Source organism: Actinoallomurus sp. NPDC052274 (assembly GCF_040679475.1).
Taxonomy (GTDB): Bacteria; Actinomycetota; Actinomycetes; order Streptosporangiales; family Streptosporangiaceae; genus Actinoallomurus; species Actinoallomurus liliacearum.
Genome location: NZ_JBFAUT010000016.1, coordinates 38881 through 65723 on the forward strand (window position 1 = coordinate 38881; position 26843 = coordinate 65723).

Annotated in this window: 27 protein-coding genes; 7 read left to right on the forward strand and 20 right to left on the reverse strand. The window is 70.9% G+C overall.

The window, feature by feature from the left end:
- Positions 1 to 51: 51 nt before the first annotated feature.
- The gene (locus tag AB0K82_RS16045; protein WP_364397501.1) at positions 52 to 1035 is read left to right on the forward strand and encodes an NAD(P)/FAD-dependent oxidoreductase; all 984 of its coding nucleotides are present in this window, start codon (positions 52 to 54) and stop codon (positions 1033 to 1035) included.
- The gene (locus tag AB0K82_RS16050; protein WP_364397504.1) at positions 1032 to 2240 is read left to right on the forward strand and encodes a Cmx/CmrA family chloramphenicol efflux MFS transporter; all 1209 of its coding nucleotides are present in this window, start codon (positions 1032 to 1034) and stop codon (positions 2238 to 2240) included. The genes AB0K82_RS16045 and AB0K82_RS16050 overlap by 4 nt, the downstream gene beginning before the upstream one ends.
- On the opposite strand, the gene AB0K82_RS16055 is transcribed toward AB0K82_RS16050, so the two are convergent.
- Positions 2188 to 2874, reverse strand: a complete 687-nt coding sequence (locus AB0K82_RS16055) for a PadR family transcriptional regulator (protein ID WP_364397507.1) — start codon at positions 2872 to 2874, stop codon at positions 2188 to 2190. The two genes, AB0K82_RS16050 and AB0K82_RS16055, sit on opposite strands and share 53 nt — an antisense overlap.
- 59 nt (positions 2875 to 2933) lie before the next feature.
- On the opposite strand from AB0K82_RS16055, the gene AB0K82_RS16060 reads away from it, so the two are divergent.
- From AB0K82_RS16060 to AB0K82_RS16070, 3 genes are all read left to right on the forward strand, one after another.
- Positions 2934 to 3605: an alpha/beta hydrolase gene (locus tag AB0K82_RS16060; RefSeq protein WP_364397510.1), complete on the forward strand. Its 672-nt coding sequence runs from the start codon at positions 2934 to 2936 to the stop codon at positions 3603 to 3605.
- A gap of 120 nt (positions 3606 to 3725) precedes the next feature.
- Positions 3726 to 4511, forward strand: coding sequence for an ABC transporter ATP-binding protein (locus tag AB0K82_RS16065; RefSeq protein ID WP_364397513.1), 786 nt, complete (start codon positions 3726 to 3728; stop codon positions 4509 to 4511).
- 2 nt (positions 4512 to 4513) lie between these two features.
- Positions 4514 to 5872 carry an FtsX-like permease family protein gene (locus tag AB0K82_RS16070; protein ID WP_364397516.1) on the forward strand — a complete coding sequence of 453 codons (1359 nt, stop codon included), beginning with the start codon at positions 4514 to 4516 and terminating at the stop codon, positions 5870 to 5872.
- Positions 5873 to 5894: 22 nt separating this feature from the next.
- Here the strand turns inward: AB0K82_RS16070 and AB0K82_RS16075 are convergent, their stop codons facing one another.
- Positions 5895 to 6527 (reverse strand): PH domain-containing protein, encoded by a 633-nt coding sequence (locus AB0K82_RS16075; RefSeq protein ID WP_364397518.1) that lies wholly within the window; start codon positions 6525 to 6527, stop codon positions 5895 to 5897.
- Positions 6509 to 7594: an adenosine deaminase gene (locus AB0K82_RS16080; protein ID WP_364397520.1), complete on the reverse strand. Its 1086-nt coding sequence runs from the start codon at positions 7592 to 7594 to the stop codon at positions 6509 to 6511. Before AB0K82_RS16080 ends, AB0K82_RS16075 begins: the two co-directional genes overlap by 19 nt.
- Before the next feature lie 176 nt (positions 7595 to 7770).
- Between AB0K82_RS16080 and AB0K82_RS16085 the strand changes: the two genes are divergently transcribed.
- Positions 7771 to 8058 carry a DUF4190 domain-containing protein gene (locus AB0K82_RS16085; RefSeq protein ID WP_364397523.1) on the forward strand — a complete coding sequence of 96 codons (288 nt, stop codon included), beginning with the start codon at positions 7771 to 7773 and terminating at the stop codon, positions 8056 to 8058.
- On the opposite strand, the gene AB0K82_RS16090 is transcribed toward AB0K82_RS16085, so the two are convergent.
- The 10 genes from AB0K82_RS16090 to AB0K82_RS16135 form a co-directional block, all read right to left on the reverse strand.
- On the reverse strand, positions 8059 to 9339 hold the full coding sequence (locus tag AB0K82_RS16090; protein WP_364397526.1) for a thymidine phosphorylase: 1281 nt from the start codon (positions 9337 to 9339) through the stop codon (positions 8059 to 8061).
- The gene (locus AB0K82_RS16095) at positions 9336 to 9737 is read right to left on the reverse strand and encodes a cytidine deaminase (RefSeq protein WP_364397528.1); all 402 of its coding nucleotides are present in this window, start codon (positions 9735 to 9737) and stop codon (positions 9336 to 9338) included. Before AB0K82_RS16095 ends, AB0K82_RS16090 begins: the two co-directional genes overlap by 4 nt.
- The gene (locus tag AB0K82_RS16100; protein WP_364397530.1) at positions 9737 to 10996 is read right to left on the reverse strand and encodes an ABC transporter permease; all 1260 of its coding nucleotides are present in this window, start codon (positions 10994 to 10996) and stop codon (positions 9737 to 9739) included. The genes AB0K82_RS16095 and AB0K82_RS16100 overlap by 1 nt, the downstream gene beginning before the upstream one ends.
- Before the next feature lie 65 nt (positions 10997 to 11061).
- Positions 11062 to 12156 (reverse strand): ABC transporter permease, encoded by a 1095-nt coding sequence (locus tag AB0K82_RS16105; RefSeq protein ID WP_364397533.1) that lies wholly within the window; start codon positions 12154 to 12156, stop codon positions 11062 to 11064.
- The gene (locus tag AB0K82_RS16110; protein ID WP_364397535.1) at positions 12153 to 13673 is read right to left on the reverse strand and encodes an ABC transporter ATP-binding protein; all 1521 of its coding nucleotides are present in this window, start codon (positions 13671 to 13673) and stop codon (positions 12153 to 12155) included. Before AB0K82_RS16110 ends, AB0K82_RS16105 begins: the two co-directional genes overlap by 4 nt.
- Before the next feature lie 72 nt (positions 13674 to 13745).
- Entirely contained in the window at positions 13746 to 14792 is a 1047-nt protein-coding gene (locus tag AB0K82_RS16115; protein ID WP_364397538.1) for a BMP family ABC transporter substrate-binding protein, read from the reverse strand.
- 224 nt (positions 14793 to 15016) lie between these two features.
- The gene (locus tag AB0K82_RS16120; RefSeq protein ID WP_364397539.1) at positions 15017 to 16249 is read right to left on the reverse strand and encodes an amidohydrolase; all 1233 of its coding nucleotides are present in this window, start codon (positions 16247 to 16249) and stop codon (positions 15017 to 15019) included.
- A 19-nt stretch (positions 16250 to 16268) separates the two neighbouring features.
- Entirely contained in the window at positions 16269 to 17435 is a 1167-nt protein-coding gene (locus tag AB0K82_RS16125; RefSeq protein WP_364397540.1) for a glutamate--cysteine ligase, read from the reverse strand.
- Between the two features lie 271 nt (positions 17436 to 17706).
- Positions 17707 to 18477: a maleylpyruvate isomerase family mycothiol-dependent enzyme gene (locus AB0K82_RS16130; protein ID WP_364397542.1), complete on the reverse strand. Its 771-nt coding sequence runs from the start codon at positions 18475 to 18477 to the stop codon at positions 17707 to 17709.
- 59 nt (positions 18478 to 18536) lie between these two features.
- On the reverse strand, positions 18537 to 20150 hold the full coding sequence (locus AB0K82_RS16135; RefSeq protein WP_364397544.1) for a methylmalonyl-CoA mutase family protein: 1614 nt from the start codon (positions 20148 to 20150) through the stop codon (positions 18537 to 18539).
- Between the two features lie 357 nt (positions 20151 to 20507).
- Between AB0K82_RS16135 and AB0K82_RS16140 the strand changes: the two genes are divergently transcribed.
- Positions 20508 to 21896, forward strand: coding sequence for a D-alanyl-D-alanine carboxypeptidase (locus tag AB0K82_RS16140; protein WP_364397545.1), 1389 nt, complete (start codon positions 20508 to 20510; stop codon positions 21894 to 21896).
- A 27-nt stretch (positions 21897 to 21923) separates the two neighbouring features.
- Here AB0K82_RS16140 and AB0K82_RS16145 read toward each other — a convergent pair whose 3' ends face one another.
- From AB0K82_RS16145 to trpS, 7 genes are all read right to left on the reverse strand, one after another.
- Positions 21924 to 22622: a hypothetical protein gene (locus AB0K82_RS16145; protein WP_364397547.1), complete on the reverse strand. Its 699-nt coding sequence runs from the start codon at positions 22620 to 22622 to the stop codon at positions 21924 to 21926.
- A complete protein-coding gene (locus tag AB0K82_RS16150; protein ID WP_364397548.1) occupies positions 22622 to 23521 on the reverse strand; it encodes an ABC transporter ATP-binding protein in 900 nt (299 codons plus the stop codon). The genes AB0K82_RS16145 and AB0K82_RS16150 overlap by 1 nt, the downstream gene beginning before the upstream one ends.
- The gene (locus tag AB0K82_RS16155) at positions 23518 to 23685 is read right to left on the reverse strand and encodes a hypothetical protein (RefSeq protein WP_364397549.1); all 168 of its coding nucleotides are present in this window, start codon (positions 23683 to 23685) and stop codon (positions 23518 to 23520) included. Before AB0K82_RS16155 ends, AB0K82_RS16150 begins: the two co-directional genes overlap by 4 nt.
- A gap of 91 nt (positions 23686 to 23776) precedes the next feature.
- Positions 23777 to 24172, reverse strand: coding sequence for a VOC family protein (locus tag AB0K82_RS16160; protein ID WP_364397551.1), 396 nt, complete (start codon positions 24170 to 24172; stop codon positions 23777 to 23779).
- A gap of 106 nt (positions 24173 to 24278) precedes the next feature.
- The gene (locus tag AB0K82_RS16165) at positions 24279 to 25214 is read right to left on the reverse strand and encodes a YhjD/YihY/BrkB family envelope integrity protein (RefSeq protein WP_364397553.1); all 936 of its coding nucleotides are present in this window, start codon (positions 25212 to 25214) and stop codon (positions 24279 to 24281) included.
- A 58-nt stretch (positions 25215 to 25272) separates the two neighbouring features.
- Positions 25273 to 25815 carry a 2'-5' RNA ligase family protein gene (locus AB0K82_RS16170; protein WP_364397554.1) on the reverse strand — a complete coding sequence of 181 codons (543 nt, stop codon included), beginning with the start codon at positions 25813 to 25815 and terminating at the stop codon, positions 25273 to 25275.
- Positions 25808 to 26836, reverse strand: a complete 1029-nt coding sequence (trpS, locus tag AB0K82_RS16175; RefSeq protein ID WP_364397555.1) for a tryptophan--tRNA ligase — start codon at positions 26834 to 26836, stop codon at positions 25808 to 25810. The genes AB0K82_RS16170 and trpS overlap by 8 nt, the downstream gene beginning before the upstream one ends.
- Positions 26837 to 26843: the final 7 nt, after the last annotated feature.

A 26843-nucleotide genomic window follows, 5' to 3' on the forward strand; every position in this document is an offset into this window, starting at 1 on the left:
TTTGTCGGTTCACCAGCAGGGCGCACACCATCGGGCGCGGAGGTGATCGCCATGATCAAGGCGACTAACGACCCGGACGGCAGCGCACCGCGTACCGCCGACGACGGGATTTTCGACGTGGTGGTGGTCGGCGCCGGAGCGGCCGGGCTGAACGCCGCCCTGCTTCTCGGACGCGCCCGCCGCAAGGTGGTGGTGATAGACGCCGGCGAGCCGCGCAACGCACCCGCCGCACACATGCACGGCTTTTTGTCCCGCGACGGGTTGGCCCCCGCGACACTGCTCGAACTCGGCCGCGCCGAGATCTCCCGGTACGGCGTACGGCTCATCCAAGGGCGGGTGGACCAGATCGACCACGGTTACGACGTCCGCATGGTCGGCGGGCCCGTGCTCAAGGCCCGCCGCGTCCTGGTCGCGACCGGGCTGCGCGACGAGCTTCCCGACATCCCCGGCGTGCGTGAGCGGTGGGGCAAGGATCTCCTGCACTGCCCCTACTGCCACGCCTACGAAGTCCGTGACCGGCCGCTCGCCGTCCTCGGTACCCATCCGGGCGCCGTGCACCAGGCCCTGCTCCTGCGTGCGTGGAGCGACGACGTCGTCTTCTTCGCGCACACGCTGGAGTTGACGGCGCAGGATCGCGAGCGACTGGAGGCGCGCGGCCTGCGCATCGTCGAGGGCGAGGTCAAGCGTCTGGTGGTCGACGACGATCGGCTGCACGGCATCGAGCTCACCGACGGCCGCGCCGTCCCCCGCGCCGCGGCCTTCCTCTTCCCTCGCATGGTTCCGCGTGATGAGCTGCTGACCCACCTGGGCTGCGCCAAGGACGACAGCGGCTGGGTCGTGACCGACCGAACCGGGCGCACCGGCATCGCCGGCGTCTGGGCCGCCGGTAACGTCATCGATCCGCGCGCCCAGGTCATCACCGCCGCCGGCATGGGGTCAGCCGCCGCCTTCGCCATCAACACCGACCTGCTGGAGGAAGACGTCGATCACGCCGTCGACCAGCGCCGCGCCGCGGTAGCGGGTGATGGCCGGTGAGCGTCGACACCGCACAGCAGCAGGTGCCGGTCTCTCGTGGGAGGCTGCCGCTCGGCGTCTACCTGCTCGCGTTCAGCCTGTTCGCGATGGGCAGCGCGGAGTTCCTGCTGGCCGGGGTCCTGCCGGAGATCGCCGATGACCTGAAGATCAGCTTGTCCTCCGCCGGCGCGCTGATCTCGGCATTCGCCATCGGTGTCGTGATCGGCGGGCCTCCCTTCGCCATCATGACGCTGCGCTGGCCGCGACGCACCACGCTGGTGATCACTCAGGCCGTCTTCGCCGCCTCGGTGACGATCGGCCTTCTGACCGACGGTTACGCGGTGCTTCTGGCGACCCGCTTCGTCTGCGGCCTCGCCTACGCGGGGTACTGGGCGGTCGCGGCGGTCACCGCGATCGGCCTCGTCACACCCGACCGCACCGCACGCGCCTCCGGCGTCGTCGTCAGCGGCCTCAGCCTGGCGATGATCGCCGGGGGGCCGGCAGGCGCACTGCTCAGTCACTTCACCGGATGGCGGGGCGGATTCTGGGGCGTGGTCGCCCTGACCGTCGCCGGTGCGATCTCGAGCCTGCTCGCGATGCCGGCGACGGGCACGGGCCAGGAGCCGAGCGTACGGCGTGAGCTTCGGACCATGAGGCGACCACAACTGTGGGTGGTCTACGCCGCCACCGTACTGAGCACCGCCGCCTACATGATCTCGTACAACTACCTGGCGGCGTTCCTGACCGACATCACCGGTGTCCCCGGCGTCTGGGTCCCCGCCGTCCTCGCGCTGTTCGGCATCGGCGCCTTCGTCGGGCTGTCCATCGGAGGCAGGATCGCCGACAGGCGACCCTCCCAGGCGCTCCTGGCCGGAGCGCTCGGGATAGCGGCCAGTTCCGTCCTGCTCGCGGTCCTGGCCAGGCATGCGCTGGCCGTCGTCCCCCTCGTTCTTCTCCTCGGGATCGCCGGCTTCGTGCTGAACCCGGCCATCTACGGACGGGTGTTCGCCATCGCGTCAACGGCGCCGACACTCGCCGGTGCCACCACCGTCTCGGCGTTCCAACTCGGCATCAGCCTCGTTCCGGCACTCGCCGGGGTCGCCCTGAACGCCGGCGCGGGCATCACTTCTGTCACCTGGATCGGCGCCGGCCTGGCGGCGGGCATCGTGCCGGTCATCCTTCTCGACCGGGCGCTCTCTCGTCGCCGGTCGCGGATGACGGTGTAGGGGCCGAGTCGGCCGGGCCGAGCCGGGCATCTCCGCCGGCGTGCGCCGTTCCTCCGTGGGCATCCGTCCGGGGCTGGTCGCCTTTCCCGCCGGTCTCCTGTTCGAGTTCGGTGATGATCTGGCGGAGCCAGCGCATGTCGGCTCGCTTGGTCTCGGCGGCGATGCTGAGCATTCCCCGGCGGAACCGGTCGGTCATCTCGGCGGCCCGCAGCGGGCGGCTGTCGGCGTAGAAGTAGCTGGCGGGCTGGTCGTAGAAGGCCAGGCGGCGGCGCAGCACGCGGAGCTGGTCGGCGGGGTCGGGCAGTCGCCCGAGGAACGCCAGCAGGATCATGAACGAGTTCCGGTCGGTGATCTCGACCTCCGCCGGGTCGGCGAGCCTGCGGAGCAGTTCCGTGTGTCCGGCGTCGGTGAGCGTCAGCACTTGGCGCGGGGTGCCGGCCCGGCCCGGTTCCTCGTGCCGTTCCAGGAACCCGGCGGCGCGCAGGCGGTTGAGCGCCGGGTACAGCGCGCCGTCGCTCACCGGCCGGATGTGCCCGGACAGCCCGGAGATGCGCGCCCGCAGCTCGTAGGCGTGCAGCGGCTCCTCCGCCAGGAATCCGAGGATGCACAACGTCAGCATGATCGGCTCTCCCATTTGCCTCGATTAGAGACACTCTATTAGAGTCACTGCCTTGGCGACAGAGAGGGGCGGACATGGCGACCTTCGTTCTCATTCCGGGTGGTTGGCACGGCGGCTGGCACTACTCCGGTCTGGCCGACCGGCTCCGCGCCGCCGGGCACCGGGCGTTGCCCGTGACCCTGACGGGGGTCGACGACCGCGCCCACCTGGCCTCGCCCGCCGTGAACCTCGACACCCACGTCGACGACGTGCTCGCCGTCCTCGCGGCCGAGAGGGTCGCCGACGCCGTGCTCGTCGGGCACAGCTACGGCGGCATGGTCATCACCGGGGTCGCCGACCGCGCCGAGCCCGGCTCGGTGCGGCGCCTGGTCTACAGCGACGCCTACGTGCCCGAGGACGGACAGTCCTGCTGGGACCTGACGACCGAGGCGTTCCGCCGGCTGTTCCTCGACGGAGCGGCCGCGGACGGCTTCTCGGTCCGACCGCCGTCCGGCCTCGACCCCCGCGCGACCGCGCATCCCCTGGCCTCCTTCCTCCAGCGGCTCCGGCTACGTGGGAACGGCCTCGGCGAGATCAAGGCGCGGGACTACGTGTACCTGTCCGGTTGGGACGGCTCGCCGTTCACCGAGGTCCACGCGCGGCTGGCCGAGGATCCCGCCTGGCGGGTGCACACCCTTTCCAGCAGCCACAATGTGCTCCGCGACGCGCCGGACGCGTTCCTGGAGATCCTGCTGCTCGGCGAGTGAAGGCCCGATGGTGTCGTTAGGTACACCACCGTCGGCCTGCTGAGCCCATCGAGATGTCCTCCGGCCATCCCTAGTTTCGTTCTCGTACGGCGCGCAACGGCGCCTTGAGAGGCGAGGGTCATGAACGGACAGGGCACGCTCCCCACGAGCGATTCCGAGGCGCTGCGGGTCGTCTCGGTGCGGAAGGTCTACGGCGCGGAGGGCACTCAGGTGACCGCGCTGGACGGGGTCTCACTGAGTCTGCGGAAGGGGACGTTCACGGCCGTCATGGGGCCGTCCGGTTCCGGCAAGAGCACTTTGCTGCAGTGCGCGGCGGGGCTGGACCGGCCGACCGGCGGGAAGGTGTTCGTCGACGGCGCCGAGATGAGCGGTGGCTCCGAGACCGAGTTGACGAAGTTCCGCAGGCGGCGGATCGGCTTCATCTTCCAGCAGTTCAACCTGCTCCCCACCCTGGACGTCCTGCAGAACACGACGCTCCCGCTGCGGCTGGCCGGCCGGAAGGTGGACGGCCGGTACGCCCGCGAGATCCTGACGAAGGTGGGTCTCGGCGACCGGCTGCGGCACCTGCCGGCGGAGTTGTCCGGCGGTCAGCAGCAGCGGGTCGCCATCGCGCGGGCCCTGGTGACGAACCCGTCGGTGATCTTCGCCGACGAGCCGACCGGCGCGCTCGACACGCGCAGTGCGCGCGAGGTGCTGGGCCTCCTGATGCGGGCGGTGCACGAGCAGGGCCAGACCGTGGTCATGGTGACCCACGACCCGGTCGCCGCCTCGTACGCGGACTCGGTCCTGTTCCTGGCCGACGGTCGCCTCGCCGGAGAACTCGCCCGGCCGACGGCCGAGGCCGTGGCGGAGCGGATGACGCGCCTGGGCGACCGGACCGCGCGGCGCGACCGGACGGAGGTCTGACCATGTTCGGGTTGGCTCTTCGCTCGTTGCGGCATCGCGCCGGCGGGTTCCTGGCGACATTCGTCTCGATGGGGTTCGGGGCGGCGATGGTGATGGCCTTCGCCTCGCTGCTGGACACCGCCATGAGCGATGGAGTGCCCTCCGCCAGCAGGAACTCGCTCATCACCATGGCCTCGGTCGTCGGCGGCTGGGGGCTCATCATGGTGATCTTCTCGGCCACGTCCACGCTGACCCTGGTCGTGCGGCAGCGGGACGCCGAGATGGCGCTGCTGAAGCAGGTGGGCGCCACGCCGATGCAGATCGGCCGGATGATCGTCAGTGAGACCGCCGTCGTCGCACTGGTCGCCGGGCTGGTGGCGATCGCGCCGGCCGCCCTGGCCGGCCGGGCGCTGCTGTCGCTGCTGATCTCCAGCAAGCGCGTCGCCGACGGCATCGGCTACGCCTTCGGGCCGTACGCGCTGGGCATCGGGCTGGGCGTGACGCTGACGGCCGCGACCACCGCGGCGGTCATCACCGTACGAGGCGTCGTGCGGACGCGTGCGGCCGAGTCGGCTCGGAACGCCGCCACGGGCGACGCCCGGATGAGCCGCAAGCGGAAGGCCGCCGCGGTGGTCCTGCTCGTCCTGGGCGCGAGCCTGGCCGTGACCACCGCGACCGCCATGCGCGGCAAGGGCATCGACGCGATGCAGACGGCCGGGCAGACCTCCATCTGGGTCTCCATCGGCCTGGCGCTGGCGGGTCCGGTCCTGATCCGCCGGGTGACGACCGTGCTCGCCCGCCCGCTCGAGCGGGTGGCCGGGGTCCCCGCCTACCTGACGGTTCAGTACGTGCGGCGGCGGGCCGGTCGCCTCGCGGCGACGCTGATGCCGATCATCCTGTTCACGGGGATCTCCACCGGCACGCTCTACATGCAGTGGATCGAGAACGCGGCCACCGCCGCGTCCGGGGTGGTGGCGACGGCCGACCAGAAGACCACCGAGACGCTGAACTTCACGGTCATCGGGATGCTGGTGGTGTTCTCGGCGATCATGCTGATCAACACGCTGATCGCGGCGATGACGTACCGGCGCGGCGAGTTCGCGCGGCAGCGGCTCGTCGGGATCACGCCGGGGCAGGTCCTGTGGACGGTGGCGGTGGAGGGCGTCATCCTGACGGTGCTCGGCGTCGTCTCCGGGGCGGTCGCCGGGCTGTTCACGATCGTGCCCTACAGCATCGCCCGGACGGGGCACGCGCTGCCGGACGCGGGCGCCGGCACCTACCTGGCGGTCGTCGCCGTCGCGGCGGTCCTCACCCTGGGGACGGGTCTCGGCGCCGCCCTGCGCTCGATCCGGATCCCGGCGGTGGAGGCGGTGACCCGCTGAGCCGCCATACGCGGGGGCCGGGTCAGCGCAGGGCGATGACGAGGGCGACGAGGAAGGCGACCGCCGGGACGGCGACCGCGATGACGGCCGGCCAGGCCCACGTGACCGTCGGCTCGGCCGCGCCGTCCTCGCCGCGCCGGGAGCGCTCCCCGGCCATCTCACGGAGCTGTTCGACCGCGAAGTCGGTCTGGGTGCGTCCCTGGACGTAGTCGGCGACGTGGTCGGGCAGCTTCCGCTCCTGACGGCGGGCCTTCGCCTCGAACCGCGCGCGGTTGCGCGGGGAGATCTGCAGGACGAAGGCGCGGAACCGGCGGCCGCCCCCGTGCACGTAGACGGCGTCGCCGCCCTCGACCCGCTCGACCCCGCGCCAGGGCACCTCGACGTCGCGGAGCAGGTTGTGCAGGCGGACGCCCTCCTCGTCGGCGACGATCCGGGGCCGCAGCGCGCCGACGTACGCGACGCCGCAGCCGAGCAGCATGACCATCGCGGCGACCAGCGAGGCGGCGTCGCGGCCGCGCCACAGGATGTCGACGAGGTTGGCGGCGGCGAAGACCATCCAGGCCCAGCCGAAGAAGCGGGGGGCCGACGACCGGAACACCTTCGCGCCGGGCGGAGTCTTGGGGAACACGGCGGCGGTCACGAGTGCGATCGCCACTTCAGCTGCGCGAACCCCGGCTTGATGACGCCGTTGATCAGCTCGAGGCGCTCGTCGAAGCCGAGGAAGGCGGACTTCATGGCGTTGACCGTGAACCACTGCAGGTCGTCCCAGCCGTAGTCGAACGCCTCGACGAGCTTGGCGAACTCCTCCGACAGGGTCGTGCCGCTCATCAGCCGGTTGTCGGTGTTGACGGTGACCCGGAAGTAGAGGCGGCGGAGCAGCCCGATCGGGTGCTCGGCGATGGACTTGGCGGCGCCGGTCTGGACGTTGGAGCTGGGGCACATCTCCAGCGGGATGCGCTTGTCCCGGACGTACGCGGCGAGGCGCCCGAGCCGGGGGCTCTCGCCCTCACGCTCGCCGATGTCGTCGATGATGCGCACGCCGTGCCCGAGCCGGTCGGCGCCGCACCACTGGATGGCCTGCCAGATCGACGGCAGGCCGAACGCCTCGCCCGCGTGGATGGTGAAGTGGGCGTTCTCCCGCTGGAGGTACTCGAAGGCGTCGAGGTGCCGGGTGGGCGGGTAGCCCGCCTCGGCGCCGGCGATGTCGAAGCCGACGACGCCGTCGTCGCGGTACCGGACCGCCAGCTCGGCGATCTCCATGCTGCGGGCCTGGTGGCGCATGGCGGTGAGCAGCGTGCCGACGCGGATGCCGTGGTCGCGGCCGCCCTCCGCGAATCCGCGCAGCACCGCCTCGACGACCTGGTTCAGCGTCAGTCCGTTGCGGGTGTGCTGCTCCGGCGCGTACCGCACCTCCGCGTACACGACGCCGTCCTTGGCCAGGTCCTCGGCGCACTCGTACGCGACGCGGGTCAGGGCCTCGGCGGTCTGCATCACGCCGACCGTGTGGTCGAACGTCTCCAGGTAGCGCTCCAGCGATCCGGAGTCGGACGCCTCGGCGAACCAGGTGCGCAGCTCCGCCGGGTCGGTGGCGGGCAGCGCGTCGTAGCCGGTCTCACGGGCGAGGTCGACGATGGTCTCCGGCCGCAGCCCACCGTCGAGGTGATCGTGGAGGAGCACCTTGGGGGCCCGCCGGATGTCGTCGAGCACAGGACGGTTCGTCACGCCACGCACATTACCGGCCGTCCGCGCCTCACATCGCCGTCCGGGCCCTCGGCGAGGCGCTGAGGGGCCCGTACGGCGGCGATCGGCCGGTGGCCGGGCGGGCGGGGACGCGGGGTCGAGCCGCCGGGCCGTACGGAGGCCTTCGCGCCACCGCCGGATTCGTCTATGGTGCGGCCATGTACCAGTACCCGGCTCCGCCGCCCGCGCAGGACGACAGTGGAGCGACGGCCTCGATGGTCCTCGGCATCCTCGGGCTCGTGGTGTGCGGCCTGCTCGCGCCGATCGCCCTGTTCATGGGGCTGTCGGCCAAGCGGCGGATCCGCGAGAGCGGCGGGTACCTCGGCGGCGACGGTCAGGCGACGGCGGGCGTGGTGCTGGGCGCGATCGGCAGCGCCTTCATCGTCCTCGCACTGCTGATCCTCGTCGTCTTCTTCCTCGCCGCCGCCGCGTCCTCCGGCACCTGATCAGGCGATCCGCTCCAGGATGAGCGGCCGCCGGGCGTCCTCCATCTCGCCGATCTCCACGGCGCCCTCCAGGGCGGCCAGCGCGCGCTCGAAGCGCGCCGGGTCGTCGGCGTGCAGCGTCATCAGCGGCTGGCCCGCGCGGACGAGGTCGCCCGGCTTGGCGTGCAGGACGATGCCCGCGGCGTGCACCACCGGGTCCTCCTTGCGCGCCCGGCCGGCGCCGAGACGCCACGCCGCGACGCCGACGCCGTAGGCGTCGAGCCGGGACAGCACGCCGGACTCCGTCGCCACGACCTCGTGGGTCTCCTTCGCGACCGGGAGCGGGGCGTCCGGGTCGCCGCCCTGCGCGGAGATCATGGTGCGCCAGACGTCCATCGCGGAGCCGTCCCGCAGCGCGTCGGCCGGGTCCTTGGTGCCCGCGACGCCCGCCGCGGCCAGCATCTCCCGGGCCAGGGCGACGGTCAGCTCGACGATGTCCTCCGGGCCACCGCCGGCCAGGACCTCGACGGACTCGTCGACCTCCAGCGCGTTGCCGACCGTACGGCCGAGAGGGGTGTCCATGGCGGTCAGCAGCGCGACGGTCTTCACGCCGTGGTCGGTGCCGATGTCGACCATCGTGCGGGCCAGTTCGCGGGCGTGCACCACGCTCTTCATGAAGGCACCGGAGCCGGCCTTGACGTCCAGCACCAGCGCGCCGGTGCCCTCCGCGATCTTCTTCGACATGATCGAGCTGGCGATCAGCGGGATCGACTCGACCGTGCCGGTGACGTCCCGCAGGGCGTACAGCTTGCGGTCGGCGGGAGCGAGGCCGGAGCCGGCCGCGCACACCACCGCGCCCGCCCGGTCCAGGACGCCCAGCATCTCCTCGTTGGACAGCGACGCCCGCCAGCCGGGGATCGACTCGAGCTTGTCGAGGGTGCCGCCGGTGTGGCCGAGGCCGCGGCCGGAGAGCTGCGGCACGGCGGCGCCGCAGGCGGCCACGGTCGGCGCCAGCGGCAGGGTGATCTTGTCGCCGACCCCGCCGGTGGAGTGCTTGTCCGCCGTGGGGCGGCTCAGCTTGGACCAGTCCATCCGCTCGCCGGAGCGCAGCATCGCGTCGGTCCACCGGGCGACCTCGCGCCGGCTCATACCGTTCAGCAGGATCGCCATCGCGAGGGCGGACATCTGCTCCTCGGCGATGACGCCCTCGGTGTACGCGCTGATCGTCCAGTCGATCTGCTCGTCGGACAGCTCTCCGCGGTCCCGCTTCGTACGGATGACGTCGACGGCGTCGAAATTCAAGCTCGTTTCTCCAGGTCGTCGGGGCCGAAGGCGTCGGGCAGCACCTCGCGCATCGGCCGGATGCCGCTGACGGTCTCCAGCAGCATGTCGGGGCCGCCATGTTCCCACAGCAGCTGACGGCAGCGTCCACAGGGCATCAGCGGGGCGCCGTGGCGGTCCACGACGGCGACGGCCACCAGCCGGCCGCCGCCGCCCGTGCCGTGCAGCGCCGAGACCAGCCCGCACTCGGCGCACAGGCCGACGCCGTACGAGGCGTTCTCCACGTTGCAGCCAGCGATGATCCGCCCGTCGTCGGTGAGCCCGGCGGCACCCACCGGGAAGTGGGAGTACGGGACGTACGCCTTCGCCATCACCGCACGGGCGGCCGCCCGGAGGGCGTCCCAGTCGATGTCGGCCATCAGTGTCCTCCGCCGCGTCGGTAGGTGAGCCCGTCGGCGGCCGGCATGCGCAGTCGCTGCGCCGCGAACGCCAGCACGAGCAGCGTCGTGATGTGGGGGCTGTAGGTGACGATCTCCTTGGGCAGCTCGTCGGTCAGGAAGAACCAGGCGAGGAGCCCGACGGCCACGACCGCCGAGACCACGGCCGTGACCATCCGGCGCCGGTACGCGTGCCAGACCGCGAGGGCGAGCAGGCCCACGCCGAGCAGGAGCAGCATGGCGTGCACCGCGCCGGCGCCACCGCGCAGTTGCAGCGCGTCGGTGTACCCGAACAGGCCGGCGCCCGCCGCGACGCCGCCCGGCCGCCAGTTGCCGAAGATCATGGCGGCGAGGCCGATGAAGCCACGGCCGTTGACCTGGCCCTCCTGGTAGTTGGAGGACGCCACCATGGCCAGGAACGTACCCCCGACGCCGGCGAACGCCCCGGAGATCACCACCGCGGCGTACTTCATCGTGTAGACCCTCACGCCCAGCGACTCGGCGGCGAGGGGATTCTCCCCGCACGACCGCAGCCGCAGGCCGAACGGCGTGCGCCACAGCAGGAAGAACGAGATCGGGATGAGGGCGGCCGCGACCAGGGTGACCGGGGACAGGTTCGTCAGCAGCCCGCGGACCAGCCCGGCGAGGTCGGAGATCAGGATCCAGTGGTGCTTCTCGAGGTCGCCGAGCGGGCCGCCGACGCCGGGCACGCTCCACGTCGGGAAGCCCGGCAGCTGGGGCGACTGGGTGGCGCCACCACCGGGCTCGCCGTTGAACAGCAGGTCCGACAGGTAGCGCGCGACGCCCGGCGCCAGGATGTTGATCGCGACGCCCGAGACGATGTGGTCCACGCCGAACGTCACGGTGGCGACGGCGTGCAGCAGGCCGCCCAGCGCTCCGGCCGCGATCCCGCAGAGGAGACCCAGCCAGGGGCTGCCGCTGAAGTAGGCGCCGAAGGCCGCGCCCCACGTGCCGAACACCATCATGCCCTCGAGGCCGATGTTGACCACGCCGGAGCGTTCGGACCACAGGCCGCCCATCGCGGCCATCCCGATCGGCACGGCGAGCCCGAGCGTCGCGCTCATCGTCCCGCTGGAGGTGATGTCGCTCTCGCCGGTGATGAGCCGCAGCAGGATGAGGGCGACGAAGGCGCCCAGTCCGGCGGTCAGCGCCCGCCGGCCGCGGAACCCGCGAACTCCGCCGGTCCGCGGCGCCGGCGTCCGGACCTCCTGATCGATCATGCGCCCTCCTTCGCCGGAGGGGTGACCAGAGGCGCTGTGCTCATTGGTTCGCTCGCTCCGCTCACTCACGCGGCCACCTCGCCGAGCTCAGCGGCGACGCGCCGCTGGTCCATGCGCCGGCCCACCCGGTTGACGATCTCGTAGACCACGACCACCGACAGCAGCACGGCCGCCTGGGTGATGGCGACGATCTCCTTGGGGATGTCGTTGAACTCGAGGATCTGCGACGACTGGTCCAGGAACGCCCACAGCAGCGACGCGAAGGCGATGCCGACCGGGTTGTTCCGGCCGAGCAGCGCGATGCCGATGCCGGTGAAGCCGATGCCGGTCGGGAAGTCCAGCGAGTAGGAGTAGGACCCGCCGAGCAGCTGCGGCATGCCGACGAGGCCGGCGACCGCGCCGGACAGGACCATCGCGATGACGACCATGCGCTTGGCGTCCACGCCGCTCGCGACGGCGGCGCTCTCGGACAGACCCGTGGCCCGCAGGTCGAAGCCGAACCGCGTGCGGTTGATCACGAACCAGAACCCGAGGCCGGCCAGCACCGCGAGCAGGACGAGGCCGTAGATCTTCAGGTCGCTGCCCGGGTAGGAGATCCCCGGCACCCGGCCCGACGAGCCGATGGGCTTGGTGCCGACGTTGTTGCTGCCCGCGACCTTCGCCGCGAGCCGGTTCGGGCTGAGCAGGAACGCGATCACGCCGGTGCCGATGAAGTTCAGCATGATGGTCGAGATGACCTCGCTGACGCCCCGCGTCACCTTGAGGATCGCCGCGATGCCCGCCCACGCGCCGCCGACGACGGCCGCGACGACGATGATCACGATCTGGTGCAGACCCGCCGGCAGCGCCCACGCCCCGCCCGCCGCGGCGGCGAGCATGGCCGCGAGGCGGTACTGCCCGTCGACGCCGATGTTGAACAGGTTCATCCGGAACCCGATCGCGACCGCGAGCGCGGACAGGTAGTACGCCGACGCGCGGTTGACGGTGTTGACGACGCTGTCGGGCTCCTTGCCGAAGTCGAACATCGCCTGGAACGTGGACGGCGGGTTGAACCCGCTGATCGACAACACGATCGAGGTCACGACGACGGCGAAGACGAGCGCGATGAGCGCCGCGATCACGGTCCGCGCGTAGGACTTCGCGAGCAGGTTGGAGATCATGCCACGCTCCCCTCTGCGGCGCCGGTCATCAGGGAGCCGAGTTCGTCCGGAGTGATGGTCGCGGGGTCGGCCTCCCCGACCAGCCGGCCGCGCAGGATCACCCGCAGGGTGTCCGACATGCCGATCAGCTCGTCGAGGTCGGCGGAGATGAGCAGCACCGCCAGGCCCTCGGCCCGCGCCCGGCGCAGATGGTCCCAGATCGCCGACTGGGCGCCGACGTCGACCCCACGGGTCGGGTGCGCGGCGATCAGCAGCTTCGGGTTCCCGGACATCTCCCGGCCGATGATCAGCTTCTGCTGGTTGCCGCCGGACAGCGAGGCCGCGCTGACGTCGATGCCGGGGGTCCGTACGTCGTACTCCTCGACGATCCGCTCCGTGTCGCGGCGCGCGCCGGCGCGGTCGATGAGGATGCCCTTGACGTTGGGGGACCGGGTCTGGTGGCCCAGAACGCGGTTCTCCCACAGCGGGGACTCCAGCAGCAGGCCGTGCCGGTGCCGGTCCTCGGGGATGAACCCGATGCCCATCTCCCGGCGGTGCCGGGTCGACCGGCCGACCAGGTCGTCCTCGCCGAGCCGGACGACGCCGGACTCGACCGGCAGCATGCCCATGATCGCTTCGACGAGCTCGGCCTGGCCGTTGCCCTCCACGCCGGCGATGCCGAGGATCTCGCCCTCGTGGATGGTCAGGGACACCCCGTCCACGACGGCGCGGCCCGTGGCGTCGCGGACGGTCACGTCCTCGACGGTCAGCACCGGGACGTCGGTCGCCGTCGACTCGCGCAGCTTCGGGACCGGCAGTTCGCTGCCGACCATCAGCTCGGCGAGCTGCCGGGCGGAGACCTCCTTGGGATCGGCGGAGGCCACGGTCGTGCCCCGGCGGATCACGGTGATCGCGTCGGCGACCTTCAGGACCTCGTCGAGCTTGTGCGAGATGAAGATGACGGTGAGGCCCTCGCGCTTGAGCTCCTCGAGGTTGGCGAAGAGCTCGTCCACCTCCTGCGGCACGAGCACCGCGGTGGGCTCGTCGAGGATGAGGATCCGCGCTCCGCGGTAGAGGACCTTGAGGATCTCGACGCGCTGGCGGGCGCCGACGCCGAGCTCCTCGACCAGCCGGTCCGGTTCGACGCCCAGCCCGTACTGGTCGGAGATCTCCCGGATCCGGCGCCGCGCCCCGCCGCCGATGCCGTGCAGCTTCTCGGCGCCGAGGACGACGTTCTCCAGGACGGTGAGATTGTCGGCCAGCATGAAGTGCTGGTGGACCATGCCGATGCCGCGCGCGATCGCGTCGGACGGCGAATGGAGGTCGGCGACCTCTCCGTTGACCTTGATCGTTCCCTCGTCCGGCCGCTGCATGCCGTAGAGGATCTTCATCAGGGTCGACTTGCCTGCGCCGTTCTCCCCGACGATCGCGTGCACCGTGCCCGCCGCGACCGCGATGTCGATGTCGTGGTTGGCCACGACGCCGGGGAAGCGCTTGGTGATGCCGTGCAGCTCGACCGCCGGCTCAGTCGTGGACATGACCTGCTCCCGCACCAGTGGGCCCGGGAGGGAGGCCGAAGCCGTCCACCCGGGCCCGAGCCCTTACCGCCGTCACTTCTCGGGCGGTGTGATCTTTCCGGAGACGATCTGCTGCTTCAGGTCGTCGAGGGTGGCCGGCAGGTCGCCCAGCGCCGACGGGTTCGACTTGGAGTAGTCGACGCCGTCGTTCTTGAGGGTGAACCGCTGGTCGCCCTTCTGGAACTGGCCCTCGCCGACGCCCTTGACGAAGTTGAACACCGCGGTGTCGATGCGCTTGAGCATCGAGGTCAGCACGTACGGCTTCTGGTCGGCGGTCGCCGTCAGGTACTGGTCGGAGTCGACGCCGATGAACCACTTCTTGGCCGCGGCGGCCGCCTGCAGCGAGCCGGTGCCGGACAGGCCCGCCGCCGTGTAGATGACGTCGGCGCCCTGGTCGTACATGCCCTGGGCGATCGTCTTGCCCTTGGCCGGGTCCTTGAAGCCACCGAAGTCCGGCGGCTGGGAGATGTATTTGGAGTCGACCTTGATGTTCGGGTTGACCTTCTTGGCGCCCGCGATGTACCCGACCTCGAACTTCTTGATCAGCGGGGTCGCCACGCCGCCGATGAAGCCGATGTGGCCGGTCTTGGACTTCTTGGCCGCCGCCGCGCCGACGAGGTAGGAGCCCTCGTTCTCGGCGAAGAGCAGGTCCGCGACGTTCGGCTGCTGGACCGTGTCGTCGTCGATGATGGCGAACTTCACGTTCGGGAACTTCGGCGCGACCTTGCCCAGCGCGCCCGCGTACGCGAAGCCGACGGCGATCACCGGGTTGTAGCCCGACTGGGCCAGCAGCTGCAGCCGCTGGATCTTGTCGTTGTCGCTCTCGCCTTCCTTGGCCTCGATGTCCTTGACGTCGAGCTTCAGCTCGCTCTGGACCTTCTGCAGGCCGGCGTACGCGGCGTCGTTGAACGACTTGTCGCCACGGCCGCCCACGTCGTACGCGAGGCCGACCTTGACGGTCTTCTTGCCCTCACCGCCACCACCGCCGCCGGTGTTGGCCTTCTTACCGCCACAGCCGGCGGCGCTGAGTGCAAGCACCGCGCTCGCCGCGACGGCGGTCATCTTCACTGCACGGCGCAAGGTAGCTCCTCCAATTAGACCCCGCCCGAAATGTGCGTCATGGCACGAATCTCTCGGACCATAGTCCCAACCAGGGGAGGAACGAGCCAAAGCGACCGTGTCGCAACGCGTCCGTTATCAAGGCGAAAGCGCATCGTCACTGGTCAGGCCGCCGCGCGACCCACCAGGACAAGGAGGACCGCCCGGGTGCGACCGAAAACCGTCGAGCGACCCGGGCGTGCTCGTCAGGCCGCGGGCTCCCCGATGGGCTCGGCGGCGCCCGCGCGCCGGCTCTCCCACAGGGCGGTCAGGGCGGTGGCGACCATGATCCGGACACCGACGCCGATGCTCCGCTCGTCCACGTCGAAGGTGCCCCGGTGCAGGTCGTACGCGCCGGCCATGCCGGGCGTCGCGACGCCGAGCCTGGCCAGCGCCCCGGGGATCGACTCGAGGTACCAGCCGAAGTCCTCGCCGCCGAGGCTCTGGGGCGTGCCCGCCGCGCCGTCCTCACCGATGACCGCTTCGACGGCGGTGCGGAACATCTCGACGCTCGTCCGCTCGTTCACGGTCGGCGGCACGCCGCGGACGTAGTCCAGCTCGGCCTTCACGTCGTACGCGCTGGCCACCGAGTCGAGCAGGGTCTTCATGAGCTCGGGCGCGGAGTGCCACGCCTCGTCGTCGAGGCAGCGCACGGTGCCCTGGGCGATGCCGTCGTCGGGGATGGCGTTGGCCACCGACCCGGCCGACACCCGGCCCCACACGAGGCTCAGGCTTGAGCGCGGGTCCACGCGCCGCGACAGCGCGGCCGGCAGCTCCGTGACGATCTTGGCCAGGGCGTACACCAGGTCGGCGGTCAGGTGCGGACGCGCGGTGTGCCCGCCCGGACCGGCGACCCGGACGTTCACCTTGTCACAGGCCGCGGTGATCGGACCGACGCGCAGGCCGAGCCGGCCGACCTCCAGGCGAGGGTCGCAGTGCAGGGCGAAGACGCGGTCGACCCCGGCGATGCCGCCGGCGGCCAGGACGTCCAGGGCACCGCCCGGCGTCTCCTCGGCCGGCTGGAAGATCAGCCGCACCTTGCCGGGCACCAGGCCGGCGGCGGCCTGCCGCGCGAAGAACCGGCCGACTCCCAGCAGGATGGTCGTGTGCACGTCGTGGCCGCAGGCGTGGCAGACGCCCGGCACCGTGGAGCGGTAGGCGACGTCCTTCTCGTCGGTCAGCGGAAGGGCGTCGATGTCGGCGCGCAGGCCGACCACCGGGCCGTCGCCGTTGCCGACCTCGCAGATCAGGCCGGTGCCCTTGGGCAGTCGCTGCGGCCGCAGCCCCGCCGCGGTCAGCGCCTCGATCAGGCGAGCCGTCGTGCGGTGTTCGGCGAAGCCGAGCTCCGGGTGCATGTGCAGATCCCGGCGGAAGGCGATGAGATCGGTCTCGTTCTCGGCCAGAAACGAGTCGAGTTGCGGTCTCAGCCCTCCTCCCACTGGCTCATTACCGGGGAGTTCAGGCCCCCGCATGTGTCACCTCCCGTGGATTGACGAACCGGTCCTCCCGGCATTCCGTGAGAGCCGCGGTAACGACGTCCTCAAGGCTGCCGCCATCGTTGATGATGGCGCGCTGCCGCTCGTACGAAGCGCCCTGGTCGAGGACGTCGGAGAGCACCTTCAGATCTTCGGCGCAGCCGAGCCGGTCCGCTATCGGCTCCAACTCCCGGACCAGTTCGTAGAGCTCGTCGCGGAGCGGAGCGGTGGCTCCCTGATCGTCGGTGATCACGATGGCGTCGAGGCCGTACCGAGTCGCGCGCCATTTGTTGTCGCGCACGACCCACGTGGCCGGGCTGGGCAAAGTGTAACCACGATCCAGCTGATGATCGAAGAGTTCGACGAGTGATTGACACAGTGCCGCGGCCATTCCCACCTCACGAAGGGTAGGAATGCCGTCGAACATCCGAATTTCGATGGTTCCGAAGTCGGGGTGCGGCCGGATGTCCCACCAGACCTCTTTGATGCTCCTGATCGCCTGGGCGCGCAGCAGCGTGTCCATGTAGGCCTCGAACTCCGCCCAGTCCGCCAGCAGGTGCGGCGGCCCCGCGGTGGGCAGCGACCCGAAGACGATCGCCCGGCTGGAGGCCAGCCCCGTGTCCTGGCCGCACCAGAACGGACTCGACGCGGTGAGCGCGAGGAAGTGCGGCAGGTAGGCGGACAGGGCGTTGACGATCGGGATGGCCTTGTCGACGGAGCGGATGCCGACGTGGACGTGCACGCCGAACGTCTGGATGCGCCGGGCGAGCCACTGGTACTGCTCGACGAGCTCGGCGTAGCGCTGGATCGGCGCCATCTCCGCGTCGCGCCAGTCGCTGATCGGGTGGGTGCCGGTGCAGGCGAGCCCGATGCCCCGGGGCTCGGCGACGGAGCGGAGCTCGGCCATGGTGGCGGCCAGGTCGGCGCGCGCTTCGGAGACCGTGTGGCACACGTCTGTGACGATCTCCACGGTCGACTCCATGAGCTCGTGGCGAATCTTGGGGTTGCGCTCGGCCTCACTGAGCCCGGGCAGCGCCCCCAGCACCTGTCCGGCGTCCTGGCGGAGGCGCCGCGTCTGGTCGTCGACGAGTTGGAGCTCCCACTCGATGCCGAGCGTGGCACCCCGTGAAGCGTTGAACTCGATGGCCACGGCCAACCTCCGTCCCTCAATCCTTGCAGGTTAATCGCGTCCGCGTGACGTAATTCGGCCAGCACGTCGGGTGCCGAGGGTGAGCACCGAAATCGCCCCGATCGGTGACCATCATGCCGCCGACCACGCGCCGTCTCGGGAGGTCTTTGCCCCGCGATGCGTGGTTGACTCTTCTGGAGCACCCATCGGGCGACCGGTGCCATCCGATCCGGCTACGAGCAATCCTCACTAATGACCAGATTGATCATGAGCCACTGGTCCGGACATCCGCTCACGGCGTTATGGCCATGCCCGCGAGCACCCGATCGGCCAGGTCGCCGTCTCCGCTGACCTGCACCTCCACGCCGGACGGCGCCACACGGCCGCCGCCGAGCCGGAGGAACGTCTCCCAGCCCATGCGGAGCCGTACGGTCGGCCCCGACGGCTCCTCCGCGAAGCGGGCCCGGCGGTCGGCGCCCACCTCGACGCACCAGCGACGCTCCGGCGTCTCGACCACGACCGTCTGGCCCGGCTCGGGCCGCGCCCGCTTGCCGACGACGAAGGGCAGGGAGCCGCCGATGATCCTCGCACTGACCTCCGCGGCGGGACCGTCGAGATTGCCCGGACGCCCGGTCGCGCGGCGTACGTCCTGTTCGTGCATCCACACATCGAACGCCCGGTGCCCCATGAAGGCGCCGTACGCCATGTCCCGGCCGAAGGGCGTGGGGACGACCTGGGTCAGGTCGACGGCGTCGGATCGCAGCGACGCGACACGCCGCTCGATCACCCCGCGCAGCTCGCCGAGGACCTTCTCCGGGGGCCAGGAGCGGCACGCCTCGACGTCGAGAGCGGTGTTGGCCACCGTCCGCGGCTCGTCGTCCGCGGCCTCGCCGAGCAGCCACCGCTCGATTCCCAGGATATGCGCGTACTGGTCCTGGACCGACCAGCCGGGACACTCGGTCGGCCGGGTCCAGTCCGCCGCGTCCAGCTCCTCGCCCAGCGCGATCATCGACCGGGCCGTCTGTTCCAGGGCGTCGATGTTCGCCCGCCACTCGTCGCTCATCCGTGACTCCTCGCTGCCGGGGGATGGGGGCGGGGCGCCGGTGGCGGCGCTTCGCCTGGTCAGTAGGCGTCGGCGGGGACGTACACGCCCCAGACGTCGCGCAGCGCGTCACAGACCTCGCCGACCGTGGCGCGGGCCCGCAGCGCCTCCTTGAGCGGGTACAGCAGGTTGCCGTCGCCCGCGGAGACGTCGCCGGCCTCCGCCTGCGCGCCCTCCTTCTCCGCGAGGTGACGCAGGTCGTCGAGGCGCCGGCGGACCTCGTCGTTGTCGCGCTCGGCCCGCAGCCGCGCGAGCCGCTCGGCCTGGGCCTCCCCGATTGCCGGGTCGACGCGCAGCGGTTCGTACGGCTCCTCGTCCTCGGTGCGGAACCGGTTGACGCCGACCACGACCCGGTCACCACCGTCGATCTCCAGCGCCGTGCGGTACGCCGACCGCTCGATCTCGGCCTTCTGGAAGCCCTTCTCGATGGCGCTCACCGCGCCGCCCATCTCCTCGACCTGGTCGATGAGGGCGCGGGCGGCCTCCTCGATCTCGTCGGTCATCGACTCGACGGCGTACGACCCGGCGAACGGGTCGACCGTGCGCGTCAGGTCGGACTCGTGCGCGATCACCTGCTGAGTGCGCAGCGCGAGGCGCGCGGCCTTCTCGGTGGGCAGCGCGATCGCCTCGTCGTAGGAGTTGGTGTGCAGCGACTGCGTGCCGCCCAGGACCGCGCCGAGCGCCTGGATCGCGACGCGAACGAGGTTGACCTCGGGCTGCTGGGCGGTGAGCTGGACGCCCGCGGTCTGGGTGTGGAACCGCAGCATCTGGGACTTGGGGTTCTTCGCGCCGAACTCCTCGCGCATGAGGTGCGCCCAGATCCGGCGGGCCGCGCGGAACTTCGCGACCTCCTCCAGCAGGGTGGTCCGAGCGACGAAGAAGAACGACAGGCGGGGCGCGAACGCGTCGACGTCCAGCCCCGACTCGACGGCCGCCCGGACGTACTCCTTGGCGTTGGCGAGGGTGAACGCGATCTCCTGTACGGGCGTCGCCCCGGCCTCGGCCATGTGGTAGCCGGAGATCGAGATCGTGTTCCACTTGGGGATCTCGTTCTTGCAGTACCGGAACGTGTCGGCGACGAGCCGCAGGCTGGGCTTCGGCGGGAAGATGTAGGTGCCCCGCGCGATGTACTCCTTGAGGATGTCGTTCTGGATCGTCCCGGTCAGGCGGTCGGCGGGGACGCCCTGCTCCTCGGCGACGAGCTGGTAGAGCAGCAGGAGCACGGCCGCGGGCGCGTTGATCGTCATCGACGTCGACACCTCGCCCAGCGGGATGCCGCCGAACAGCACGCGCATGTCCTCGATCGAGTCGATCGCGACGCCGACCTTGCCGACCTCACCGCGGGCCAGGTCGGCGTCCGAGTCGTACCCCATCTGGGTGGGCAGGTCGAACGCCACCGACAGGCCCGCGGTGCCGGCCTCGATGAGCTGGTGGTAGCGCCGGTTGGACTCGGCCGCGGTGCCGAACCCGGCGTACTGCCGCATCGTCCAGGGCCGCCCGGTGTACATGGTCGGGTAGACGCCGCGCGTGAACGGGAACGCGCCCGGCTCCCCCAGCCGGTCGGCGGCGTCGAATCCCTCCAGCGCCGCGGGCCCGTAGACGGGTTCGATCGGCAGCCCCGACTCCGAACGCATACCGACCATCACCTTCCCGATCCAACCGTTGACCTGCGGAAACACTCTCGGTCGCCCATGGCGCGCGACTCATCCGCACCCTTGTGCGATCGTACGACCGATCGTCGCCGCGATACACGGCGGCCACAAGGTGGCCTACTTCACACCGCGGCCGGCCCGCCCGAAGCGGCGCGGAAAGCGGTAGATCGGGGGGGATCGCCGCCCAAATTCTTGGTCGGCATCCAACGCCCAAAGAACACGAATAGGGCAAGGCCGATCAAGAAACCGGAGGCGCCCCGGGAGGGCTTCGTCAGGCCTCATTATTGGGGGTACACCCGCTGTGTCGTTCCCGTACCCGTCCTCTACCGTTGGGGCGCCATGCGAACGTTGATCGCCTTCATCGCCATTTCTGGGGTTGTCGCGCCGCTGTACGCCGTTCCGGCCCACGCCGACACGGTCGTCGGCGGGCCCGAGCTGAGCCAGCATGGCTACATCTGGGACCACTCCGCCGGGGTGTCCGCCCCGCCGCACATCCAGGCGTCGTCGTACGTCATCGCCGACCTGGAGACCGGGCGGATCCTGGCGGCGAAGGACCCGCACGGTGAGTACCGGCCCGCCAGCACGCTGAAGACCCTGACCGCGATCACGCTCATCCCGCGCCTGAGCCCGACCCAGAAGATGAAGCCGTCACAGAACGCGGTGAACGCGTCCGGGTCGGCGGTCGGCATGGACACCAAGTGGACCTACACGGTGCGCGACCTTTTCCACGGCCTGCTGATGCAGTCGGGCAACGACACCGCCATCGCGCTGTGCGAGGCGAACGGCGGACTCCAGCCGTCCCTCGATCAGATGAACGCCGAGGCCCACCGCATCCAGGCCCTGGACACGGTCGCCCGTACGCCCAACGGCCTCGACGACGACCCGCCGCTCACGCTCGCCCAGCAGCACAGCTCCGCGTACGACCTCGCGCTGATCATGAAACAGGGCCTGACACTGCCCGACTTCCGCAAGTACGTCGGCGCGACGCTGTACCACTGGCCGGCCCCGCCGGACAAGAAGGAGCGGGAGAAGGGCAAGAAGACCGGCGGCTACGAGATCGGCACGCACGACCACCTGCTGATCGGCAGCAGGCCCTACCGCGGCATGATCGGCGGGAAGAACGGCTGGACCAGCCACGCGCTCGGCAGCTTCGTCGGCGCGGCCACCCGCGACGGCCACACGATCATCATCGCGCTGATGCACGCCCAGTCCGACTTCTGGGACGACGCGCGCGCCCTGCTCGACTGGGGCTTCGAGGAGCGCGCGAAGGCGGGCTCGGTCGGGACGCTCGTCGACCCGATCCCGCCGCCGCAGCCGAAGAAGCCCGCGGCGGCGGCGAAGCGGCCGAACACGGTGCGTCTGTCCCCGGCCGACGGTCCCGACTGGCGCAAGCTGGGCGCCGCCGGCGGTGGCGGCCTGGCCCTGTTGGCGATCGTCGCCGGGTTCCTGTTCGGCCTGCGCCGGCGCCGGCGGGCGGCGCTCGCCGAGGCTGCGGCCGCGCCCGGCGGTCACGTCCGCACCATCGGCCCGGAGCGGCCGCCGTCCGGCGCCGCGTCCGAGACCCGCGACGAGGCGACGCGGACCGGTCCCGGGTCCGGGTCGCCGCACCCCGGCGACGTGAAGGTCGCGGGCACCCCGCCGTCCTTCGGCGCGGCGGAACCGTCCGCCCGGGAGACCGCCCCGAACCCGGTGCGACGCGTGGAGGACGAGCAGGCCGGCGAGGAGTAGCGCCTTTCCTCCGGGTGCGACGCGGTCTCAGATGGTCAGGCGGCGGATGGTGGCGAAGCCGCCGGCGAGCATGACGGCGACGGCGGCGGCGAGGACACCGGTGACGCCGGTGGCGGTGATGGTGGTGAAGAAACGGCCGATGTCCGCCCAGCCGTGCGCCCACGTCGCGATGATCGCGGCGAGGGCCAGCACGCCGAGTTGTGTCGCGCCGAAGATCATGGTGCCGGGCAGCCCGGCACGGCGGTAGATCAGGCCGTACCACATCCCGTAGACGAACAAGAGGACGAACGCCGTCGCCGCAGTGAGCCACGACAGGTACCAGGGGCCGTCGAGGAGGTAGGGGACGCGGAAGTAGCCCATGTCCATGCCCCATCCGCCGGTCGCGCGTTCGAGGGTCTGGCCGGCCGCGACCACGAGCCCGAAGCTCACGGCCAGGGCGAGGGCCAGCGCGGTGACGCCGAGGAAGTAGGTGCGGCGGCTGACCCCGAGGGCGAGGGCGAACGGCAGGGCGCGGGCGACGGACTGCACGCCCGCACTGAACACGACGAGGAAGACCGCGGCCAGGCCACCGACCCAGCGGTGATCGGTGTGTCCGACCGGGGTGAGTTTCAGGACCACCACGTCGAGGAGGAAGCCGAAGGCCGCCCAGACCCAGGGCAGTACGAGGTAGGTGACGCGGTCGAGGAGCAGGTAGCGGACGACGGTGACGATCGGGGTGTGGCGCATCAGGATGTCCTCGCTGCCGAGAGGCCGGACTGGTCGTGGCGCTCGGCCGCGTAGACCGCGAGCTGCTGAAGGGTGGCCCCCTCCAGGCGCAGACGCAGGTGGTCGGCGAGTTCGCGATCGCGTTCGTCGAGCCGGCCGATCATCACCGCCGTGGTCTGCGCGCCCATCGTGCGCCGGTTCAGCGTCGTGCGGCCGGCGACGAACCGGTCCACGCCGCCGGCCGGGCCGGAGACGATCGTGGCGGCGCCGCGCAGGTCGTCGGTGAGCGCGTCGAGGACCAGCCAGCCGTGGTCGATGACCAGGACGCGGTCGAGGAGTTCGGCGGCCTCGTCGATGAGGTGGGTGGAGAGCATGATGCACCGCGGATGGGCGGTGTAGTCGGCCAGCAGCTGGTCGTAGAAGAACGTGCGGGCGACCGCGTCCAGGCCCGCGTACGGCTCGTCGAACAGGGTGAGCTCGGCGCGGGCGGCCAGCCCGATGATGATGCCGAGCGCGGTCCGCATGCCGCGCGACAGCTTCTTGATCGCCCGGGCCGGGGGCAGCTCGTACGCGTCGAGCAGCGTGCCGGCCAGCTCTGCGTCCCAGTTCGGGTACAGCAGCGACGCCGCCCTGATCGCGTGCCGGACCCGCAGGTCGGGGTACGTCTGGTCCTCCCGTATGAGGATCATCCGGCGCAGCACCGCGTCGTTCTCCAGCGGCCCTCCCCCGAACACGTGCACGCGCCCGGAGGTGGTGAACTCCTGGCCGGCCAGGATGCGCAGCAGGGTGGTCTTCCCGGCGCCGTTGCGGCCCAGCAGTCCGGCGATGCACGGCGTGTCGATCTCGAAGGTGACATCGGTCAGCGCCCGGTGGTCGCGGTAGTGGCGCGTGACCCCGGCCACCGAGATCGCCGGCGTCATGCCCGTTCTCCCGCCGTCACCTCGGCGGAGGCCAGCTCCTCGCGGACCAGCCCGAGCAGCTCGTCCAGCCCGATCCCGAGCCGTGCCGCCTCGACCACCAGCGGCCGACCAGTTGACTGAACAACAGGGCGGGGGTGCGGCGCCAGGTCGCGTTTCGCGGACACGGGAAACACCAAGGCTCAGGCAGGGAACGCACTCCCGACCTGGACCTTGTGACGCTCTGCTGCGGCCGCCCAGCCGCCCGCGCAGGGCGGCTCAGCGAAGCTCGCCGGTGATGATCCACAGGTGGCCGAACGGATCGCGGATGCGGCCCGAGCGTTTTCCGTAGGGCCGGTTCTCGATTGGCACGACCACCTCGGCGTCGTGGGCGACCATGCGCTCGCCGACTCCGTCCGGGTCATCGACCTCGATTTCGAGTAGGACCGCGGAGCCGCCGAGATCACGGGGAGAGAGCCATCCCCACGCGGCAACAGCCGGTGAGAGCTGGAAGGACCAGTCACCGATGCGGTGATCGATCATAGTGGGCCGGCCATCGTCGCCCAGAGGGGCACGGAACACCTGCTGGGCTCCAAGCGCGGCCTGATAGAACGCCGAAGCACCATCCGGGTCGGGAACGATGAGACGGGGAGAGAAGCGAATATCCGATGCCATGTGCTCCACTATGGGATCGGGTCCCGCTGCCGTCTTGGACGTTTGGGAACTGTCCGCGTCTCGGATGGGCGCCAAACGCTGGCCACCAACCACTTCGCAACACGCGCTAGGCCCCTTCGGCCCGGGCCGGGGGTTCCTCGTCGACGTTGAGCACCGCCCGGCGCGTGGCGGTCCAGGCCGCGGTGAACAGGATGAAGCGCGACACGACGTTGATCCAGATGAGCAGTCCGACGATCACGGCGAACGACGCGTACAGCGGATTGCGCATGACGTGCCCGATGAGGTAGGTGCCGAGCAGCTTCAGCCCCTCGAAGCCCACGGCCCCGAACACGCAGCCCCGCAGCAGCCGCCGCCAGGACGCGCGGGTGCCCGAGAGGCGGGCGAACAGCACCAGGAAGATGAAGGTGTTGGCCACGATGGCGACGCCGATCGCCACCAGCCGCAGGACGGTGCCGGCACCCGGCACGTCGGACAGCCCGGTCCCGTGGAGGACGGCGTGGGTGGCCGAGGTGGCCAGGCTCGACAGCGTGACGGAGGCGAGCAGCGTCAGGCCCAGGACCACCAGGACGGCGAGGTCCGACAGCTTCTTGATCACCGGGTTGGCGTCGTGCTCGGGGTCGCCCTTCCACATGGTGCGCAGGGACTCGCGCCAGACGCCGACCCAGCCCAGGCCGCTCCACGACAGGCCGAGCAGCGCGAACACGCTGGCCCCCGCCTTGGCGGCGGCGATCTGCTGGACGGGCAGCTTGTCGGCGAGGCCGGGCAGCAGTTCGAAGATCGCCTTGGTGACGTACTCGCGGGCGCCGGGGCTGATCGCGACGACGTACCCCATCACGGCGAAGGCCAGGGCGACCAGCGGGAAGAACGACAGGAACCCGTAAAAGGTCAGGGCCGCGGCCATCCGGTCGCCGCGGTACCGCTGGTAGCGCTCGTAGGCCCGGCCCAGATGGTCGAACCACCGCCAGCGCGCCCGAAGCGCGCGCAGGAACCCTTTGACATGCTCCTCCACGGAGGAGACCCCGCGCTGCACCCCGCTGATCACCGGCGCCATGGTGGGGCACTACCCCGGTGCGGCGAGAAGATTCACCCGGAGTGAGCAATCATGAACGGTATGCGTGGTCGCCGAACGGGAAGTGCCACCGCGGCCGCCACACGCCGTCCAGCCCGTGCTCGTACAGCCAGAAACCGTCCACGGGGAACTCCGCCTCGTACCCGGCGAGCTCCTTGAACGCCTGGTCGAGCAGGTCGTCCGGGAGATGGTGGGCGACGGTGACGTGCGGGTGGTACGGGAACGGGCGCTCGGCGGCGAGCGGACCGCGGCGGATCTTGTACTCCAGGCGCTCGCAGTCGCCGATGCCCTCGGCGAGCGCGACGAACACCACCGGTGACACCGGCCGGAACGTGCCGGTCCCCCGCAGGTGGATGTGGAACGGGCGTTCGCCCAGGGCGACGCCGCGCAGGTGCCGGTCGATGCCGTCGAGGGCCGGGACCGGCACCCGCGTCGGCGGTACGAGCGTGATGTGCGCGGGGATCGACGTGGCGAGCGGATCGCCCAGCGAGGCGCGGCGGCTCTGCAGCTCGGGACCGTACGGCTCGGGGATGGCGACGGCCACCCCGATCGTGCGCTCCTCGGCGTCAGGCACGGCCCAGGAACCCCACCCGGTCGCGGACCGTCTCCATCGTCTCGCGGGCCACCTCGCGGGCGCGGGCGCCGCCGACCGCGAGCATCCGGTCCAGTTGCGCCTCGTCGGCGAGCAGTTTGCCGGTGCGCTCCCGGATCGGCTCGAAGGTGTCCAGGAGGATCTGGGCGAGCTCCTTCTTCAGCGTGCCGTAACCCTGGCCCTCGAAGTGCCGCTCGAGGTCCTCGATGGAGGTGCCGGACAGCGCGGAGTGGATCCGCAGCAGGTTGGTGATGCCCGGCTTGTTCTCCTCGTCGGCCTTGATCTCGGTGCCGGTGTCGGTGACCGCCCGCATGACCTTTTTGCGCAGCGGGCCCGGCTCGTCGAGCAGGTCGACGATGCCCTGCGGCGAGGAGGAGGACTTGCTCATCTTCGCCGTCGGGTCCTGCAGGTCGGTGATCTTCGCTGCGGCCTTCGGGATGTACGCCTCGGGGGCGACGAAGGTCTCCCCGAACCGGTGGTTGAACCGCTGCGCGAGCGTGCGGGTCAGCTCCAGGTGCTGCCGCTGGTCCTCCCCGACCGGCACCTGGTCCGCCTGGTAGAGCAGGATGTCGGCGGCCTGCAGGATCGGGTACGTGAACAGGCCCACCGAGGTGCTCGACGCGCCCTGCTTGGCGGACTTGTCCTTGAACTGCGTCATCCGGCCGGCCTCGCCGAACCCGGTGATGCAGGACAGCACCCACTGCAGCTCCGCGTGCTCGGGCACCTGGCTCTGCACGAACACCGTGCTGCGCTCCGGGTCCAGCCCGATCGCGAACAGCTGCGCGGCCGCCACCCGCGTACGCCGCCGCAGCACCTCCGGGTCGGTCTCCACCGTGATCGCGTGCAGGTCGACGATGCAGTAGAACGCGTCGTGGGTGTCCTGCAGGGCGACCCACTGCCGGAGCGCGCCGAGGTAGTTGCCGAGGTGGAAGGAGTCGGCGGTCGGCTGGATGCCGGACAGGACCCGCGGACGCGGGGCGGACGGGCTGGACTCGATGGGCATAGCTGGA

Coding starts and splice junctions, on each gene's coding strand:
- AB0K82_RS16130 (WP_364397542.1), bottom strand. CDS start 18,477: ATGAGCGACGAGTGGCGGGCGAACATCGACGCCCTGGAACAGACGGCC.
- AB0K82_RS16135 (WP_364397544.1), bottom strand. CDS start 20,150: ATGCGTTCGGAGTCGGGGCTGCCGATCGAACCCGTCTACGGGCCCGCG.
- AB0K82_RS16105 (WP_364397533.1), bottom strand. CDS start 12,156: ATGATCTCCAACCTGCTCGCGAAGTCCTACGCGCGGACCGTGATCGCG.
- AB0K82_RS16160 (WP_364397551.1), bottom strand. CDS start 24,172: ATGGCATCGGATATTCGCTTCTCTCCCCGTCTCATCGTTCCCGACCCG.
- AB0K82_RS16045 (WP_364397501.1), top strand. CDS start 52: ATGATCAAGGCGACTAACGACCCGGACGGCAGCGCACCGCGTACCGCC.
- trpS (WP_364397555.1), bottom strand. CDS start 26,836: ATGCCCATCGAGTCCAGCCCGTCCGCCCCGCGTCCGCGGGTCCTGTCC.
- AB0K82_RS16055 (WP_364397507.1), bottom strand. CDS start 2,874: ATGGGAGAGCCGATCATGCTGACGTTGTGCATCCTCGGATTCCTGGCG.
- AB0K82_RS16065 (WP_364397513.1), top strand. CDS start 3,726: ATGAACGGACAGGGCACGCTCCCCACGAGCGATTCCGAGGCGCTGCGG.
- AB0K82_RS16060 (WP_364397510.1), top strand. CDS start 2,934: ATGGCGACCTTCGTTCTCATTCCGGGTGGTTGGCACGGCGGCTGGCAC.
- AB0K82_RS16100 (WP_364397530.1), bottom strand. CDS start 10,996: ATGATCGATCAGGAGGTCCGGACGCCGGCGCCGCGGACCGGCGGAGTT.
- AB0K82_RS16070 (WP_364397516.1), top strand. CDS start 4,514: ATGTTCGGGTTGGCTCTTCGCTCGTTGCGGCATCGCGCCGGCGGGTTC.
- AB0K82_RS16110 (WP_364397535.1), bottom strand. CDS start 13,673: ATGTCCACGACTGAGCCGGCGGTCGAGCTGCACGGCATCACCAAGCGC.
- AB0K82_RS16150 (WP_364397548.1), bottom strand. CDS start 23,521: ATGACGCCGGCGATCTCGGTGGCCGGGGTCACGCGCCACTACCGCGAC.
- AB0K82_RS16145 (WP_364397547.1), bottom strand. CDS start 22,622: ATGCGCCACACCCCGATCGTCACCGTCGTCCGCTACCTGCTCCTCGAC.
- AB0K82_RS16095 (WP_364397528.1), bottom strand. CDS start 9,737: ATGGCCGACATCGACTGGGACGCCCTCCGGGCGGCCGCCCGTGCGGTG.
- AB0K82_RS16140 (WP_364397545.1), top strand. CDS start 20,508: ATGCGAACGTTGATCGCCTTCATCGCCATTTCTGGGGTTGTCGCGCCG.
- AB0K82_RS16085 (WP_364397523.1), top strand. CDS start 7,771: ATGTACCAGTACCCGGCTCCGCCGCCCGCGCAGGACGACAGTGGAGCG.